This window comes from Nocardia violaceofusca NBRC 14427 (assembly GCF_963869435.1).
Classification (GTDB): domain Bacteria; phylum Actinomycetota; class Actinomycetes; order Mycobacteriales; family Mycobacteriaceae; genus Nocardia; species Nocardia aobensis.
Genome location: NZ_CAWMPM010000004.1, coordinates 23,452 through 40,345 on the forward strand (window position 1 = coordinate 23,452; position 16,894 = coordinate 40,345).

Annotated in this window: 16 protein-coding genes; 10 read left to right on the forward strand and 6 right to left on the reverse strand. The window is 68.8% G+C overall.

What is annotated here, in order from left to right; all coding sequences use genetic code 11:
- Positions 1-5 precede the first annotated feature (5 nt).
- Positions 6-635 (forward strand): TetR/AcrR family transcriptional regulator, encoded by a 630-nt coding sequence (locus AC5592_RS02565; protein ID WP_063920231.1) that lies wholly within the window; start codon positions 6-8, stop codon positions 633-635.
- A 74-nt stretch (positions 636-709) separates the two neighbouring features.
- Positions 710-1,468 (forward strand): MerR family transcriptional regulator, encoded by a 759-nt coding sequence (locus AC5592_RS02570; RefSeq protein ID WP_063063512.1) that lies wholly within the window; start codon positions 710-712, stop codon positions 1,466-1,468.
- Here the strand turns inward: AC5592_RS02570 and AC5592_RS02575 are convergent.
- A complete protein-coding gene (locus AC5592_RS02575) occupies positions 1,441-2,418 on the reverse strand; it encodes an EamA family transporter (RefSeq protein WP_063063264.1) in 978 nt (325 codons plus the stop codon). The genes AC5592_RS02570 and AC5592_RS02575 overlap by 28 nt on opposite strands.
- Before the next feature lie 64 nt (positions 2,419-2,482).
- A complete protein-coding gene (locus tag AC5592_RS02580) occupies positions 2,483-3,151 on the reverse strand; it encodes an SDR family oxidoreductase (protein WP_036501243.1) in 669 nt (222 codons plus the stop codon).
- 361 nt (positions 3,152-3,512) lie between these two features.
- Between AC5592_RS02580 and AC5592_RS02585 the strand changes: the two genes are divergently transcribed.
- Genes AC5592_RS02585 through narI form a run of 4 tightly spaced genes read left to right on the forward strand, consistent with a single transcriptional unit; the run spans position 3,513 to position 10,226 of the window.
- Positions 3,513-7,208, forward strand: coding sequence for a nitrate reductase subunit alpha (locus tag AC5592_RS02585; RefSeq protein WP_198163742.1), 3,696 nt, complete (start codon positions 3,513-3,515; stop codon positions 7,206-7,208).
- Positions 7,205-8,863, forward strand: coding sequence for a nitrate reductase subunit beta (gene narH / locus AC5592_RS02590; protein WP_063063265.1), 1,659 nt, complete (start codon positions 7,205-7,207; stop codon positions 8,861-8,863). The genes AC5592_RS02585 and narH overlap by 4 nt, the downstream gene beginning before the upstream one ends.
- Positions 8,860-9,495 (forward strand): nitrate reductase molybdenum cofactor assembly chaperone, encoded by a 636-nt coding sequence (gene narJ / locus AC5592_RS02595; RefSeq protein WP_063063266.1) that lies wholly within the window; start codon positions 8,860-8,862, stop codon positions 9,493-9,495. Before narH ends, narJ begins: the two co-directional genes overlap by 4 nt.
- Entirely contained in the window at positions 9,492-10,226 is a 735-nt protein-coding gene (gene narI / locus AC5592_RS02600) for a respiratory nitrate reductase subunit gamma (RefSeq protein WP_063063267.1), read from the forward strand. Before narJ ends, narI begins: the two co-directional genes overlap by 4 nt.
- 34 nt (positions 10,227-10,260) lie before the next feature.
- On the opposite strand, the gene AC5592_RS02605 is transcribed toward narI, so the two are convergent.
- Positions 10,261-11,574 (reverse strand): cytochrome P450, encoded by a 1,314-nt coding sequence (locus tag AC5592_RS02605; protein ID WP_036501247.1) that lies wholly within the window; start codon positions 11,572-11,574, stop codon positions 10,261-10,263.
- Positions 11,575-11,757: 183 nt separating this feature from the next.
- Here AC5592_RS02605 and AC5592_RS02610 point away from each other — a divergent pair, with 183 nt between their 5' ends.
- From AC5592_RS02610 to AC5592_RS02620, 3 genes are read left to right on the forward strand one after another with little or no spacing between them, the layout of a single operon-like run.
- The gene (locus AC5592_RS02610) at positions 11,758-12,384 is read left to right on the forward strand and encodes an HdeD family acid-resistance protein (RefSeq protein WP_157121522.1); all 627 of its coding nucleotides are present in this window, start codon (positions 11,758-11,760) and stop codon (positions 12,382-12,384) included.
- Positions 12,385-12,393: 9 nt separating this feature from the next.
- A complete protein-coding gene (locus AC5592_RS02615; RefSeq protein ID WP_063063268.1) occupies positions 12,394-12,957 on the forward strand; it encodes a maltokinase N-terminal cap-like domain-containing protein in 564 nt (187 codons plus the stop codon).
- Positions 12,958-12,991: 34 nt separating this feature from the next.
- The gene (locus AC5592_RS02620) at positions 12,992-13,594 is read left to right on the forward strand and encodes a DUF4232 domain-containing protein (RefSeq protein ID WP_084506279.1); all 603 of its coding nucleotides are present in this window, start codon (positions 12,992-12,994) and stop codon (positions 13,592-13,594) included.
- A 28-nt stretch (positions 13,595-13,622) separates the two neighbouring features.
- Here AC5592_RS02620 and AC5592_RS02625 read toward each other — a convergent pair whose 3' ends face one another.
- Both AC5592_RS02625 and AC5592_RS02630 read right to left on the reverse strand, forming a co-directional pair.
- A complete protein-coding gene (locus AC5592_RS02625) occupies positions 13,623-14,444 on the reverse strand; it encodes a cyclase family protein (protein WP_063063269.1) in 822 nt (273 codons plus the stop codon).
- Positions 14,445-14,501: 57 nt separating this feature from the next.
- On the reverse strand, positions 14,502-15,386 hold the full coding sequence (locus tag AC5592_RS02630; RefSeq protein WP_063063270.1) for an SDR family oxidoreductase: 885 nt from the start codon (positions 15,384-15,386) through the stop codon (positions 14,502-14,504).
- A 73-nt stretch (positions 15,387-15,459) separates the two neighbouring features.
- Here AC5592_RS02630 and AC5592_RS02635 point away from each other — a divergent pair, with 73 nt between their 5' ends.
- The gene (locus AC5592_RS02635; protein ID WP_036501250.1) at positions 15,460-16,032 is read left to right on the forward strand and encodes a TetR/AcrR family transcriptional regulator; all 573 of its coding nucleotides are present in this window, start codon (positions 15,460-15,462) and stop codon (positions 16,030-16,032) included.
- A 13-nt stretch (positions 16,033-16,045) separates the two neighbouring features.
- Here the strand turns inward: AC5592_RS02635 and AC5592_RS02640 are convergent, their stop codons facing one another.
- The gene (locus tag AC5592_RS02640; RefSeq protein ID WP_063063271.1) at positions 16,046-16,870 is read right to left on the reverse strand and encodes an SAM-dependent methyltransferase; all 825 of its coding nucleotides are present in this window, start codon (positions 16,868-16,870) and stop codon (positions 16,046-16,048) included.
- Between the last annotated feature and the right edge of the window lie 24 nt (positions 16,871-16,894).

Genomic DNA, 16,894 nt, shown 5'->3' on the forward strand with positions numbered 1-16,894 from the left:
ACGGTATGACGTCGGCCTGGAGAGTGCGCGCCGCCCGGGAACGCTCGGAGACCGACCGGCATCGTGGCCTGCTCGATGCCGCAGCCGCCGTCTTCATCGAACGCGGCTACGCGGCGACCACCGTCGCCGCGATCACCGGCCGGGCCGGCGTCTCCCGCGCGACGCTGTATGTGTACTTCGCCTCCAAGGACGAGATCTTTCGCGCCCTCGCCGCGCGGGTGCGCGACGAATTCCTCGCCGCCCAGGAACCCGATCTGACCGACTCCGATCCGCGAGAGATGTTGCGCGCCACCATCGAATCGTTCGCCGAAGCGGTGCTGCACGCCGGGCCGCTGCTTGGACTGATCGAGGAGCGCGGCACCCTGGACCCCGAGATCGGCGCGCTGGCCGCCGAAATCTCCGAACGCCCCATCCGCCGCTTCACGCGCTACCTGGACCGCGAACACCGCGCCGGAACCATCACTCCCGCGGCACCGGTCCGAGTCGTCGCCGAAACCGTCGGCTACGCACTGACCCGCGGCGTACTCGACCGCCGCGCCGATCCGCCGCACGAGCGCGCCCGATACCTGGGGGAGATGCGGCGCATCGCCGAAACTCTGCTCGGGCTGCGCCCGGGCGCCGAGAATTCGGCTTGACCTTCACGCTACGGCAACTTCTACCGTCGAAGACGAGGCCGGAGCGACCGGCCTCAGGACAGATGGGAAGCACCATGAGCTGGTCGATCGCGGAGGTGGCGAAGATGTCGGGAGTCACCGCCCGCACCTTGCGCCACTACGACGACATCGGCCTGCTCACCCCGGCCCACGTGGGTAGCAACGGCTATCGCTACTACGACGAGCACAGCCTGCTGCGGCTGCAGCAGATCCTCGTGCTGCGCGAGCTGGGGCTCGGACTCGCCGAGATCGCCGAGGCGGTCGACTCCGAACCGGACACGCTGGCGGCGCTCAAACGCCAGTACGCCCGGCTGCTCGCCGAACGCGACCGGCTGGGACGGATGGTCGAGACCGTGGCGCGCACCATCGCCGAACTCGAAGGGAACAAGGAGATGTCAGTGCAGATCAACCGCCCGGAAAATCTGTTCGCGGGCTTCGATCACACGCAGTACGACGACGAGGCCCGGCAGCGCTGGCCCGAACAGTTCGAGCAGTCCCGCCAGGCGAGCGCCGATATGACCGCCGAGGATGTCGAGCGCATGCAGCGGGAACTGACCGCGACGATGATCCGGATGGCCGAGTTCATGGCCGCCGGGACACCGGTCGAGGATGCGGCGGTGCAGGCCGAAATCCACACTCAATACGAGGGTCTCCGCCGTTTCTGGACCCCGAACCGCAGCGCCTACACCTGCCTCGGCCAGATGTACGTCGACGACGAGCGGTTCAAGGCCAACTACGAACGGATCGCGGCCGGCCTGGCCGAATACCAGCGCGACGCCATGGCCGTCTACGCCGAGCAGCGGCTCACCGACTGATCGGCACCGGCACCGGCGGTGGCCGCCTCGCCGCGGCGCACGACGAGCACGCCGCTGAGGACCAGCACCCCGCCGAGAAGCTGGATCGGGTGCGGGGCCTCACCGAGCAGTGCCCACGCGAAGATCAGGGCCGCCACCACTTCGAGCAGGCCCGTGAACGCCGCGGCGCGGGAGCCGAGCAGGCGGGTGGCGGCGATGCCGGCGACGTAGGCGAGGGCGGCGGTCACGGTGCCGAGAATCGTGAGCGGCAGCCACCACGGCACCGTGACATCCTGGTACACAACGGGATTCGCGGTCGCGACCAGTGGAAGAACGCCCGCTCCGCCCGCGGCGAGCAGCCCGAGCCCGCCCACCAGCAGTCCGCCCGCGGCCAGCACGGTTCCCGGTAGTGTGCCGTCACCGCGCGCGGAGAGCAGGAAATAGGCGACCCCGCAGGCCATGGCGAGCAGTGCCCACGCGATGCCGATCCGATCGGCTGCGCCACCCGAACGCAGATCGATCACCAGCACCAGCCCGGCCAGGCCGAGGAACGCACCGACCACCGTCGGCACCGCCGGCCGTTGGTGATGACGCAGCCACAGCCAGCCGACCACCGCGATCGGGGAGGTGTATTGAATCAGCAACGCCTGCCCCACCGCCAGATGCGCGACGGCGGTGAAATAGGCCAGCTGCACTCCGGCGATCGCCACCAGGCCGTACCCGATGAGCAGAAACGCGTTGACACGCAACAATTTCCAGCTCCCACGCAACTGGATGGCCGCGATCGGCGCGAGTGCCGCGGCGGCGACGAGGACCCGCACGATCACCACCGCCGCGGAACTCCACCCGGCCGTCATCAGGCCGCGAGCCACGGGGCCGGACAGTGCGAACGACACCGCCGACACCACCGCGCAACTCGTGCCGGTGCCCAGCCGCTGCCCGGCGCCGACGTCGGGCGCCATCCTCGACATGCCCGAGAACGCTAGGCCCGGCGTCGACGGCTGTCACATGATTTTCGCCGGGGCGGCGCCACGGTCAGCGACGAGGAGTGGTCACGGCCACGAGTTCCGCCACCGCATCGGCGGCGGGGGTGCTGCCGCCGGTGAGCTCCACGATGACCCGGTTCAGCGCCGGTTCGTGCAGGGCCGCGTCGATGAAGGCGGCGACATCGTCGCGGGCGACCGACCCGTATTCGATGGCCAGGCCGGCGGTGACGGTGCCCGAACCCGGATCGTCGAGCAGCGTGCCCGGGCGCACGATGAGCCAGTCGAGCGCGGTGTGGGTCAGGTGGACGTCCGCGGACTTCTTCACCCGCATGTAATGCTCGAACCCTTCGGAGGGTTCACGGTCGCGGCCGGCATCGGGGAACACCGACACCAGCACGAAGCGCGAGACGCCCGCCTGCGCCGCGGCGGCGGCCGCCTTCTCCAGGCCGGCGCCGTCGATCGCCGTCGTCTTGTCGGGGCCGGTGCCGTGTGCGCCCGCGGAGAACACCACGGCGTCGTGCCCGGCGATCTTGGCCGCCAAATCCTCGACCGTGTCGTGGATCAGGTCGCCCGACACCGGCGTCGCCCCGGTCGCCGCGACGGTCTCGGCCTGTTCGGGATTGCGATGCATACCGGTGACCTGGTCACCGCGGTCCGTCAGCCGTTGCGCGAGGCGGCGGCCCACGCCGCCCGCCGCGCCGATCTGGAACACCTTCACGAGTGATCACCTCTCTGTCGGCGAGTGCGGTCCACTGCCGATTGTGGACTCCGCGCCGACACGCACCGCGCCCGGGTGCGCGCTATCGGCCGCGACGAGTACCGGGGCATGGTTCGGAGGCGAGGCCGGATCGCGGCGGAAGATGTTGTGCGGCAGCGCGCGGACCAGTCGGTTCCGGACGGAAATAACGGGACGCGACCGGTGGGTGCTACCTGATCGCTGGAAACCTCCTATTTCGACTCCGTATCCGTTGCCGCCGAAATACGCCGATTGCCAATGATTAGCGATTACGGTGCCAGTGTTCGTGTGACGGTGTGAGGCGATCGCGCGGGACGCCGCGATCCGGGCGAGAGGCGGGCAGATGGCACGTACCGCACGCGGGAACGGCGCGGCCCTGGATTCCGAAGTGACGGCAGCGCTGATTCGCAGTCGCCGGTTCTTCACCCGCGCCACCGTCTCCGCGGATCTGCGCACCGAATACGTGCGCGGCGGCCGTCAGGCCGACGAGTTCTACCGCGAACGCTGGGCCCACGACAAGGTGGTGCGCTCCACGCACGGCGTCAACTGCACCGGATCCTGTTCGTGGAAGGTGTATGTCAAGGACGGCATCATCACCTGGGAGACCCAGGCCACCGACTATCCGTCCGTCGGTCCCGACCGCCCCGAATACGAGCCCCGCGGCTGCCCGCGCGGCGCGGCGTTCTCCTGGTACACCTATTCACCCACCCGCATCCGCTACCCGTACATCCGCGGTGTACTGCTCGAAATGTATCGAGAAGCCAAGGCGCGCACCGGCGATCCGGTCACCGCCTGGGAATCGATCGTCTCCGATCCGGAGGCTGCCCGGCGCTACAAGAGCGCGCGCGGCCGCGGCGGACTGGTCCGCGCCGGCTGGGAGGAGGCGGTGGAACTGGTGGCCGCCGCGCACGTGCACACCATCAAAACCTTTGGGCCCGACCGGATTGCCGGCTTCTCACCGATCCCCGCCATGTCGATGGTGTCGTTCGCGGCCGGCTCGCGGTTCATCTCGCTGATCGGCGGGTCGATGCTGTCGTTCTACGACTTCTACGCCGATCTGCCCGTCGCCTCCCCGCAGGTCTTCGGCGACCAGACCGATGTGCCCGAGTCCGGAGACTGGTGGGACGCCGGCTATCTCATGATGTGGGGCTCGAACGTCCCGGTGACCCGCACCCCGGATGCGCACTGGATGACCGAGGCCCGCTATCGCGGCCAGAAGGTGATCGCGATCGCGCCCGACTACGCCGACAACGTGAAGTTCGCCGACGAATGGCTCGCCCCGCATCCGGGCACCGACGCCGCCCTGGCGATGGCGATGGGTCATGTGATCCTGCGGGAATTCTTCGTCGACCGGCAGGTGCCCTATTTCGAGGACTACGTGCGCCGATTCACCGATCTGCCGTTCCTGGTGCGGCTGGACGACAGCGACGGCGTGTACCGTCCCGGCAAATTTCTCACCGCCGCCGATCTCGACGAATTCGCCCGCACCGAAAATGCCGAATTCAAGACCGTCCTGCTGGATGAGCAGGGAAAACCCGTGGTGCCCAACGGATCTCTCGGGTTCCGCTACGGCGCCGACGGCGCCGGACGCTGGAACCTGGAGTTGGACGATGTGCAGCCGGCACTGTCGGCAGCCGGCGACCGGGCGGTGGTGGTGGAACTGCCCCGCTTCGACACCGCCGACGGGGCGGTCGCGGTCGTGCGGCGCGGCGTTCCCGTGCGCACGGTCGGCGGCCATCTCGTCACCACGGTGTTCGATCTGATGCTGGCCCGCTACGGTGTGCGGCGCGAGGGCCTGCCGGGGGAGTGGCCCACCGGCTACGCCGATGCCGCCCATCCCGGCACGCCCGCCTGGCAGGAGGCGATCACCGGGGTGCCTGCCGCCGCCGCGGCGCGCATCGGACGCGAATTCGCCGCCAATGCCGAAGAGACTCGAGGCCGTTCGATGATCATCCTCGGCGCCGGCACCAACCACTGGTTCCACTCCGACACCATGTATCGCACGTTCCTGGCCCTCACCACCCTCACCGGCTGCCAGGGACGAAACGGCGGCGGCTGGGCGCACTATGTGGGCCAGGAGAAGTGCCGGCCCGTCACGGGCTGGGCCACGGTGGCCAACGTCACCGACTGGACCCGGCCGCCGCGGCAGATGAACCAGACCGTCTACTGGTACCTGCACACCGATCAGTTCCGCTACGACCCCTTCGCCGCCGACACCCTCACCACGACCACCGGTCCGGGTGACCTGTCCGGGCGCAGCACCGCCGACCTCATCGCACAGGCAGCGCGCATGGGCTGGACCCCCTCGTATCCGACTTTCGACCGCAACCCCCTCGACCTGGCCGACGAGGCCGAACGCGCGGGCCGCACGCCCGCGGACCATATCGTCGACCAGTTGACGAGGGGAAAGCTGCGGTTCGCCTGCGAAGATCCCGACAACCCGGCGAATTTCCCTCGCGTGCTGTCGATCTGGCGATCCAATCTGCTCGGCTCCTCCGCCAAGGGCAACGAATACTTCCTGCGTCACCTGCTCGGCGCGGACTCCTCGCTGCGCGCCGAGCAGGCCCCGCCGGATGCCCGGCCACGTGAGGTGGTGTGGCACGAGCAGGCACCGGAGGGGAAACTCGATCTACTGCTGACGCTGGATTTCCGGATGACCAGCACCACCATGTACTCGGATGTGGTGCTGCCGGCCGCGACCTGGTACGAGAAATACGATCTGTCCTCCACCGACATGCACCCGTTCGTGCATTCGTTCAGCCCGGCGATCGCACCGCCGTGGCAGACCCGCACCGACTGGGACGCGTTCGCGAGCATCGGCGCCGAATTCAGCCGCTTGGCGCGCCGCCACCTCGGGGTGCGCACCGATATCGTCGCGACACCACTGCTGCACGACACCCCCGACGAACTGGCCACCCCGCACGGTGCGGTGCGGGACTGGAAAACCGGTGCCTGCCAACCGGTTCCGGGTCTGACGATGCCGCGGCTGACCGCCGTCGAACGCGACTACGGCGCGGTCCGCGCGAAGATGGGCGCACTCGGGCCACTGGTCGACCGGCTCGGCGCGGCCACCAAGGGCGTCACCTTCGACGTGAGCCGGGAAGTGGCGGATCTGGCCGCGCGCAACGGCATCGTGCGCGGCGGGCCGGCCGCCGGGCGCCCCAGCCTCGAACGCGATATCGACGCCTGCGAGGCGATCCTGGCACTGTCGGGTACCACCAACGGCCGCCTCGCCGTGCAGGGCTTTCGCACCCTCGAGCAGCGCACCGGCACCCCGCTGGCCGATCTGGCCGCCGAACACGCGGGTACGCGCATCACCTTCGCCGACACCCAGGTCGCGCCCGTGCCGGTGATCACCTCCCCGGAATGGTCCGGATCCGAAAGCGGCGGGCGGCGATACTCGCCGTTCACCGTCAATGTCGAACGCGCCAAACCGTGGCACACCCTCACCGGGCGCCAGCACTTCTATCTCGACCACGACTGGATGGCCGAGGTCGGTGAACAATTGCCGGTCTTCCGGCCGCCGCTGGACATGTCGGCCCTGTTCGACGAACCCCGATTGGGGCAGCACGGTGTGCGCGGACTGTCGCTGCGCTATCTGACCCCGCATTCGAAATGGTCCATCCACTCCGAATATCAGGACAACCTGTTGATGCTGAGCCTGTCGCGTGGCGGCCCGACGATCTGGATCTCCGATCGCGACGCGGCGAAACTCGGTGTGCGCGACAACGAATGGATCGAGGCGGTCAACCGCAACGGCGTCGTGGTGGCCCGCGCCGTCGTCTCGCATCGCATGCCCGAAGGCACGGTGTACATGCATCACGCCCAGGACCGACTGATCGACGTGCCCCTGGCCGAAACCTCCGGCAAGCGCGGCGGCATCCACAATTCGCTCACCCGGCTGCTGATCAAACCCACCCATCTCATCGGCGGCTACGCGCAATTGTCGTTCGCCTTCAACTATCTCGGACCCACCGGCAATCAACGCGACGAAGTGACCGTGATCCGCCGCCGCAGCCAGGAGGTGAGCTACCGATGAGGCCCATGGCGCACCTGGCGATGGTGATGAACCTCGACAAATGCATCGGCTGCCACACCTGCTCGGTGACCTGCAAACAAACCTGGACCAACCGCGCCGGAGTCGAATACGTCTGGTTCAACAACGTGGAAACCCGTCCGGGACAAGGGTATCCGCGCACCTACGAGAATCAGAGCCGATGGAAAGGGGGCTGGGTCCTCGACCGCAAGGGCCGGTTGCGGCTGCGGCGCGGCGGCCGCGTGCGGACCCTGTTCACGATCTTCGACAATCCGACTCTGCCCGAGCTGTCGGACTACTACGAACCCTGGACCTACGACTACGACACGCTGACCACCGCTCCGCTGCAACGGCATCCGCCGGTGGCGCGGCCGCGCTCGCTGATCACCGGCCGCGACACCGCCGTCACCTGGTCGGCCAACTGGGACGACAATCTGGGCGGCGCCCCCGAACTGGCCGCGGCCGACCCGCTGCTGGACAAGGTCGGTGACAAGGTCAGATTCGAGTTCGAGCAGACCTTCATGTTCTATCTGCCGCGCATCTGCGAACACTGCCTCAACCCGGCCTGTATGGCCGCGTGTCCGTCCGGGGCGATCTACAAGCGCGCCGAGGACGGCATCGTGCTGGTCGATCAGGACCGGTGCCGCGGCTGGCGCATGTGCGTATCGGGATGCCCGTACAAGAAGGTGTATTTCAACCACCGCACCGGTAAGGCGGAAAAATGCACCTTCTGCTTCCCGCGGCTCGAGGTCGGCCTGCCGACGGTGTGCGCGGAAACGTGTGTGGGACGGCTGCGCTATATCGGCGTGCTGCTCTACGACGCCGACACCGTCACCGATATCGCGTCCACCCCGGACGAACGCGATCTGTACGCCGCGCAACGCGACGCCTTTCTCGATCCGTTCGATCCGCAGGTGATCGCGGCGTGTGAACGCGCCGGAATTCCGCGCGACTGGGTACAGGCAGCGCAACGCTCTCCGGTCTACGCGCTGATCCGCACCTATCGGGTCGCGCTGCCACTGCATCCGGAATACCGCACCGTGCCGATGGTCTGGTACATCCCGCCGCTGTCACCGGTCGTGGATGTGCTGCGCGACACCGGCCACGACGCCGAGGACCACGGCAATCTGTTCGCCGCGATCGAGGCCCTGCGCATCCCGGTCGACTATCTGGCGCAACTGTTCACCGCGGGCGACACCGCACCGGTCGAGGCGGTGCTGCGGCGAATGGCGGCGATGCGCAGCTACATGCGCGATGTCAACCTCGGCCGTCCGCCGCGCCCGGAGATCGCCGCCGCCGTCGACATGTCCGAGGAACAGCTCTACGACATGTATCGGCTGCTGGCACTGGCCAAATACGAGCAACGCTACGTCGTCCCGACCGCTCATGCCGAACAGGCGCACGGGCTCGAGGAACTCGCCACCGAATGCGATCTGGACCGCGACGGCGGTCCGGGGATGGGCGGCTGGGGACCGTTCGGCGAAAGCTCCGGCGGGCCCACTCCGGTGGCGGTGGAAAACTTCCGCATGTTGCAGGACCGCCAGACCGCCGACGCGCCCACCTCGGAACCGACGCGGGTGAACCTGCTCAACTGGGACGGGCGCGGACGGCCGGAGGGCCTGTTACCGCGGCGCCGCGGCGGGAGGCATCGCCCATGACCCGCACGACGACGCGCTGTGCGGCATGGCAGATCCAGTCGCTGCTGCTCGGCTATCCTGATGCGGCGCTGCTGGATTCGCTTCCACTGCTCACCCGGGCGACGGCGGCGCTGCCGGTCGCGGTCGGCACACCCGTGCGTCCGCTGCTGTCGCATCTGGCGAGCACGCCGCTGATGCTGCTGGGCAGCGAATACGTCGACACCTTCGACCACCGCAAGCGGTTCAGCCCCTACCTCACCTACTTCTCCCACGGCGACACCCGCAAACGCGGAATGGCGTTGCTGCGCCTCAAACAGCTCTACCGCCGCGCCGGGTGGCAACTCGACGACGCGGAACTTCCCGACCATCTGGCGGTCGTCCTCGAATTCGCCGCCACCGAACCGGAAGCCGGACTGCGGGTGCTGACCGACCATCGCGCCGGTGTGGAGGTGATGCGAGCAGCCTTGCGCGAGTACGGATCTCCGTGGGCCGGGGTCCTGGATTCGGTATCGGCCACATTGCCGCCGCTGCGTGGCACCGACAGCGAGGCCGTCGCCCGGCTCATCGCCGCCGGCCCGCCCGGTGAGGAGGTCGGCACCGAGCCGTTCGCACCGCCCACCTACATGCCGACGCCGATCGGAGGCCGCCGATGACCGTGAGCGCGATCGACGTGCTGCTGTGGGTGGCGGTGCCGTACGCGGCGCTGGCGATCTGCGTGGTAGGGCTGATCTGGCGCTACCGCTACGACAAATTCGGGTGGACCACCCGCTCCTCGCAGCTGTACGAGAACCGGCTGCTGCGCCTGGGCAGTCCGCTGTTCCACTACGGCATCGTGTTCGTGTTCCTCGGTCACGTCCTGGGTCTGGTGATCCCGCAGTCGTGGACCGAGGCGATCGGTATCAGCGAAACCACCTATCACATCGTGTCGTTCAGCCTCGGCGCGGTCGCCGGCATCGCGACGGTGGCCGGGCTGGGCATCCTGATCTACCGCCGCCGCACCGTCGGCTCGGTGTTCTCCGCGACCACCCGCAACGACAAGATCATGTACGTGCTGCTGGGCCTGACCCTGGCGCTCGGCCTCGCCGCCACCGTCTACGGCAACGCGACCGGCGATCCGCACAACTACCGCACCGACGTGTCGCCGTGGTTCCGGTCGCTGTTCTACCTCGACCCGCACCCCGCGCTGATGGCCGGGGCGCCGCCGGCCTTTCAGCTGCACGCGCTCTCGGCCTGCGCGCTGTTCGCGTTCTGGCCGTTCTCCCGGCTCGTCCACGTATTCTCCGCGCCCGTCGGCTATCTGACGCGACCCTATCTGGTCTATCGCAGCCGGGACGTGTCGCTCGGGGCGCACCGGCCGCCGCGCGGCTGGGAACGGGTGCAGTAGCGCGCCGGAATTCTCCGAGCGGGGTTCTGCCGGATCAGAGCGTGCCCGGATGTGGTCGCAGCAGCACCGGCGCACCGTGGGCGGGCACGTTGGTGATGTTGCGGATGCGCCCGCGTTCGCGTGTCCGCACCGGAGCCAGGGCGAATCGGCCCAGCACCTCCGACAGCACCGCCGTGCCCTCCATCAACGAGAATCCGGCGCCGATACAGCGGCGCACACCACCACCGAACGGCAGCCAGGTATTGGCGGCGACGCCGCCGTCGAGAAAGCGTTCGGGACGGAAACTTTCGGGTTCGGGATGATTGTCGGGATTCGCATGCGCCAGCACGATCGAGGTCTGCACGACGGTGCCGCGGGGCAGGGTGTACCCGCCGATCGTCGTCTCGCGCGTCAGCCGGCGCAAAGTGCCGCCGATGACGGGATGGCGGCGCATCGCCTCCTTCAGTACCGCTTCCAGATATTTGTCGTCGCCCTCGGCGGCCGCGCGCCGCGCCCGCTGCTGCACTTCGGGGTGGGCGGCCAATTCGAACATCGCCCACGACAGCGCCGACGCGGTGGTCTCGTGCCCGGCCAGCAACAGGGTCACCAGCTGATCGCGGAGTTCGGCATCCGAGAGCGGCTCGTCACCGGCCTCCGCGCCCACCGCGAGCAACCGGGCCAGCACATCGGCGCGGTCGCCGGGATCCGGCTCGCCGCGCCGGCGCGCGATCTCCTCGTAGAGCAGCGCGTCGATCGCGTCCTTGTTGTCGGCGAACCGCTTCCACGGGCCGAAACGCTGCAGTCGATGCCATTTCCAGCCCAGGAAGATCAGCGGGCCCACATCGACCAGATAGCGCAGCCGCGGCGCGAGCTCGGCACGTCCGCGCTGCTCGCTGATACCGAACACCACCTGCATGATCACATCGAGTGTCAGTTCGTTCATCCGTGGCAACGTCACGAGGGTGGTGTCCGGCTGCCACTGGTCGATGTGATGTTTGGCGATGGCCTCGACCAGGTCGCGATAGCCGCGCAGCGCCGAGCCGGTGAACGCCGGCATCAACAATCGGCGGGCGCGGGCGTGTTCGTCCTCGTCGGTGAGCAACAGCGAATGCTGTCCCATCACCGGCTCCAGCACCCGATTGCCCTCGCCGGCATGCAGATCCGCCGGGGCGCCGGCGAAGATTTCGCGGATATGCTCCGGCCGCGAGAACACCACCAGATTCTCGGCATACGGTGCGATCATGCGCATCGTGTAGACATCGCCGTAGCGGCGCGACGCCACCCCGGCAAACCAGCCCCGCCATTTCGCGTGCAGCAGCGTCTGCGCCACTCGCGGCAGCCGGGGACCCGGCGGAAACACAGTGCTCATGAGGCAACCTCCCGGCGGGCCGCAACGGTGCGAGATCCGATATCCCACCTACGGTAGCCCGGTAGCCGTTACCGAACCACACACGTTCTACGAGCGGATGTGCGGCTGTCCGATAGCTGATCGGCCGGGCCGAACCTGTGAAATTGCGCAGTGCGCACCGTCCGGGGCCATATCATCGGGGCCATGCCCACCTTCCGAGCGGCCGGACGCAGGGATGTCTTCGCTGGTGATGCTTGGCACCTGGCGTGCGCGATCGGCTGTGGGTCGATCGTCGTCGGGGTGGTTCTGCTCGTTTGGCCCGATAAGTCCGTTCAGGTAGCGGAGCTATTGCTCGGCACGACCCTGCTGTTGACCGCCGCCTGGCAATTCACGGTGGCGTTCCGGGCGCGCATCCGCGGCGGGCTCAAGGCGCTGGAATTCGTGAGCGGGGCCCTGTCGGTACTGCTGGCGCTGTGGTGCATGCGCAGCGGAGACTGGGTGGCGTTGCTGGCCATGTGGGTCGGGATGGGATGGATGATCCGCGGCATCGTGCAGGCCATCGTCGCGGCCTGGTCGGAGGATCTGCCGAAGCCAGGCCGGCGCGAAGGCTACGGCCTGGCGACACTGCTGGCCGGGCTGATCGTGCTGGTGTGGCCGATCGACACCGTCGCGGCCCTGTCGGTTCTGGTCGGGGTGTGCCTGATCCTGCTCGGCGCGATGGAGATCCGCATGGCCGTGCGCGTGCGCCGTCCGGAACGCGGCGGCGACCAGGTGGGAGTGCGCGGCCTGCTCGGTCCGCGCGCACCCACCCCGGTCCGGGCCGCGGATTAGGGTCGGCATATGGCTGTCGTTCACCACACCACCCTCGAGCCCGGCAAACTCGAACTGCTCACCGCATGGCTGCCGACGCGCGAATGGTTCACCGGCACAACGCCGCACCTGCACAAGGCGGGCGGTTTCCGCCTCGACGATCCCGACGGTGAGGTGGGCATCGAGCACCTGCTCGTCGTCGACACCGCCGATGCCCGGCAGCCGGTCTACCACGTGCCGATGACCTATCGTGGCGCCCCGCTTCCCGGCGCGGACGTGGCGCTGATCGGTACCTCCGAACACGGCGTGCTCGGGACCAGGTGGATCTACGACGCCGCGCGCGATCCGGTGGCGCTCGCGCAGATGGCGGCGCTGCTCAGCGGCCGCGCGGTGGCCCAGGACCAGAACCGCAGCGACACTCCCGCCCGCACCGTCGAGGTGTCCGTCGTCGATCCGGAAACGCCGAAGGCCGTGCGCGTCAATCGGATTCCGTCACGGTCGGCCGTATCCGCGCGCGGGTGGGTCCGAGTGGGCTGGACCGATGCGGAGGGCGCCACGGCCGAGGGGGTCGTGCTGGAGGCAGCGGTGAACTGAACGCGCACGCGTGCGGCCGGAAGGAGTCGAGGTGATGATCGGCAGATACGGAAATCGGACGGCGGCGGTGGTGGCGCTCGGCGCGGCCGCCGCACTCGCCGGTTGCGGGCAGCACGACTCCGGACCCGCCACGTCGGCTCGTCCGGCCACCGAAACCTCAGCCGCGCAGGCGCCTTCGCCGGAGGCGAGCCTTACGGCGCTGCCCACCACCACCTCCTCGGCCGTCGCCGCATGCCGGCCGCGCCAACTGGACATCGCCGCCCACACCCTGTCGCCGGGCATGATGCATCGCGGCGTCGAAGTGACCTTCACCCTCGCCGCCGATACCCCGCCCTGCACGATCGGCGGCTATCCCGGCGTCGACACCGGGGAGGGCGGCCCGGTCCTGCACGCCCGACGCACCCCACGCGGCTACATGGGCGGACTGCCCTCGGACGACGACACTCCGCCCACCGTCACGGTGCTGCCCGGCCGCCCCGCCCGCGCGGTCGTGGAGGGGTCCGCGATGGGCCCGGCCGGGGAGGACTGCCCGCTGTACACGAGTCTGGCTGTGACAGCCCCCGATTCGACCGACATCCACACCGTGCACACCACCATCGACACCTGCGCCCTGGAGGTGCACCCGGTCACCGGCTGAAGCTACCCGCGTCGCGGTGCGACTGATCTCAGATGAGGGCGAGCATCCGGCACGGCCCGCCCGTACCGCCGATGTGATCGGGCACGCCGACCACCACGGTGGCACCGGTCGGTGGAACCGAGCCGAGGTTGGCCACCATCTCCACGCCGTAGCGGCCGCCGCCGAGGAATGCGGTGTGTGCGCCGAAGTCGGGATCGGCCGCGTGGTCGAGGCTGAGCGTATCCACCCCCGCGCCGGCGATATCGCGTCGGCGCACAAGGTATTCCGCGGCCTCGGCGCAGAAGCCGGGGGCGTGCGGGGTGCCCTCGACGTCGAGATTGACGAAGGCCGCCGGATGAGCGAGCCGACGCTCCCATCCGGAATACATGGCGACGAAGGCACGCGGCGGAATGCGGCCGTAGATCCGCTCGAAAGCATCGATGTCGTCGATCGTGACCGTGGCGTCGACGTCGAACGACGCCTTCGCGCTGATGTCGATCACGATGAGCGGAGCCACCAGATCGCGCGCCGAGAAGGTGTCGGGCCCCACCCCGCCGAAAGCGCGGCGCAGCGGTGCGTCGACATGTGTTCCGGTGTGCTCCCACAGCGCGATCGCGTTCTGATCGAAACCTCCCAGCGCATGCCAGCCCACCGGAACCATCGCGAACGGCGGATTGCCCGGCCACATCGGCGTATTCGGCCCCACCCGATGTGTGAGGTCGACGACGGTTCCCGTGCCCGCGCGTGCGATCGGCGCGGTGGCCGCCGCCAGTGCCGCCAGGCCCGCGGCGCCCGACAAGGCGCGCCGCGACGGAACCGCCGGGAAATCGGCGCTGTCGTGGGCGATCCGGACGATCCGAGGTGCGCACATGGTGACCGGCAGCTTAGTCGCTGCCCGGGCACACCGGCATGGGGCGGCGAGTGGCCCTCAGGCCGGGATGCGAGGTGGCCAGTGCCGCAATGCTTCTCGTTCCCGATCGAGGAATTCGGCGAATGTCGTGGCCGGTCGCCCGGTGAGATCGGCCACCGCCGAGGTCGTTTCGGACAGTGCGCCTGCCGCCACCTCCCGATAGAGGTCGGCGACATCGTCGGCGAACGCCGCGGGAAGCCCCTGGGCGATCAGGCGCTGGGCGAACTCGCGCACCGGCAGATCCACATACGACACAGTCCGGCCGACCACCCTCGACAATTCGGCGGCGATTTCGGTATGCGACAGTGCGTGCGGGCCGGTCACCACGAACCGCTCGCCGGCGCCCCGGCCGCCGATCAGCAGCGCCACCGCGCACGCGGCGATATCGGCACAATCCACATAGGACACCCCGGCGTCGCCGTACGCGCCGATGAGATCGCCGCTGTCGGTGAACGAACCGGCGCCGGTGAGGAAGTTCTGCATGAACCCACTGGGCTGCAACACCGACCATTCCAGGCCGGAGGCCTCGAGGTGAGCCTCGATTTCGCCGTGCGCACCCTCGGCCAGCAGTCCGCCGACCCGCGCGCCCCACACCGACACCTTCACCACGCGCCGCACCCCCGCGCGAACCGCCGCGTCGATCACCGCGGTCTGCTGCGCGATCATCGGTTGCGGGCCCGAGACCGGCACGGCGCCGGGCGAACACAGAAATATCCGATCGACGCCCGCCAATGCGGCCGTCAGCGTTTCCGGCTCGTCGAGGTCACCGACCGCGACGTCTGTGCCCAACTCCCGCCCGCGGGCCGCATCCCGCACGAACGCTCGAAACGGGACCTGTTCGCGCCGTAGGTGCCCCACCACGTGGCGGCCGATCGAACCCGTGGCACCGAAGACGAGGATCATGAGCAACTCCTACTAAACTCGAGGGACCCTCGAAATATTAACTCGAGGCTGCCTCGACTTAGAAGGGTTGGTTGTGAACGACACCCCGCCCACCCGGCGCAAGCCGCGCGCCGACGCCCGCCGCAACCGGCAGTCCCTGCTGGCGGCCGCCGATACCGTCTTCGCGGAAAGCGGCGTCGACGCGCCGCTCGAGCAGGTGGCGCGGCGAGCCGGCGTCGGAATCGGAACCCTGTACGGCCATTTCGCCACGCGCCGCGCGCTGGTCGCCGCACTGTTGTCGGAACGCAACGAGACACTGTTCGAACGCGGCGAGAACCTCTGCGATCGGCAGGAGGAACCCGCCCAGAACCTGGCGGCATGGGTCGCGCTCGTGGTCGAGCACGCCGCCACCTATCAGGGATTGGCCGCCCTGCTCGCCGCGGGTGCACACGACGACGACCATGAACTGCACGCCGACTGCGCGAGGATGGATCGCATCACCGAACGACTGACCGAGCGTGCGCGGGATGCGGGCGCGCTGCGCGCCGAGGTCACGGCCGCGGATATCGCCACCCTGATCAACGCCGCGGCCTGGACGCGCGAGCAGGCCGGGGCGGACCGCGCGCGACGCCTCATCGCGATGGCGCGGACCGGCCTGTTCGACTGAGCCGGAGCGAGCCTCAGTGGGTCTTCCGGGCCAGTGCGCACGCGATCAGTTGTTCCCACAGGGTCGGTTCGCGCTCGGCCGGACCGATGCGTGCGACCGAGGCGTCGGCTTCGGCGGGCCGCCAGCGGGCGCAGATCTCGAGCCCCGGCTCGAGCACCTCCAGATCACCGAACAGGCCGAGGATCTCCTCGTCCGAACGCCAGCGCCCCCGCCCGAACGTCGCCTGCAATTTCTCTTCGGCGGCCTGCGTCTCCTCGTTGAAGCCGGAACGGAAATGCGAGATGTAGATCTGCGAGCCGACCGGGATCCGGTCGGTCCACCACCGCACCAGTTCGGCCGGATTCTCGTCGTCGTTGAGGTGGTGCAGGATCGCGCTGAAGATCACCGCCACCGGCTCGTCGAAATCGATCAGCCGCTGCAGATCCGGATGGGAGAAGATGGCGTCCGGGTCACGCAGATCGGCGTGAATGACCGTGGTGTCGTCGTCGGAGGACAGCAGTGCGCGACCGTGTGCCAGCACGATCGGATCGTTGTCCACGTACACCACGCGCGGCGCCTCGAGGTGACGCTGCGCGACCTGATGCACATTGTCGACGGTCGGCAGCCCGCTGCCCATATCGATGAACTGGCACACACCGGAGTCCGCGATATCGGCGACCGCGCGAATCATGGCCTGCCGGTTGGCATAGGCGATGGCGACCGAGCCGGGCAGATCGTTGATGAAGTAGTCGCCGACCTTGCGGTCGACGGCATAGTTGTCGCGCCCGCCCAGCAGATAGTCGTACACGCGGGCGATGCTCGGCTTGGATTGATCCACCTGTGCGGCGCTGTCGGTCATGACACCTGTTTCTGTGCGCGGAGG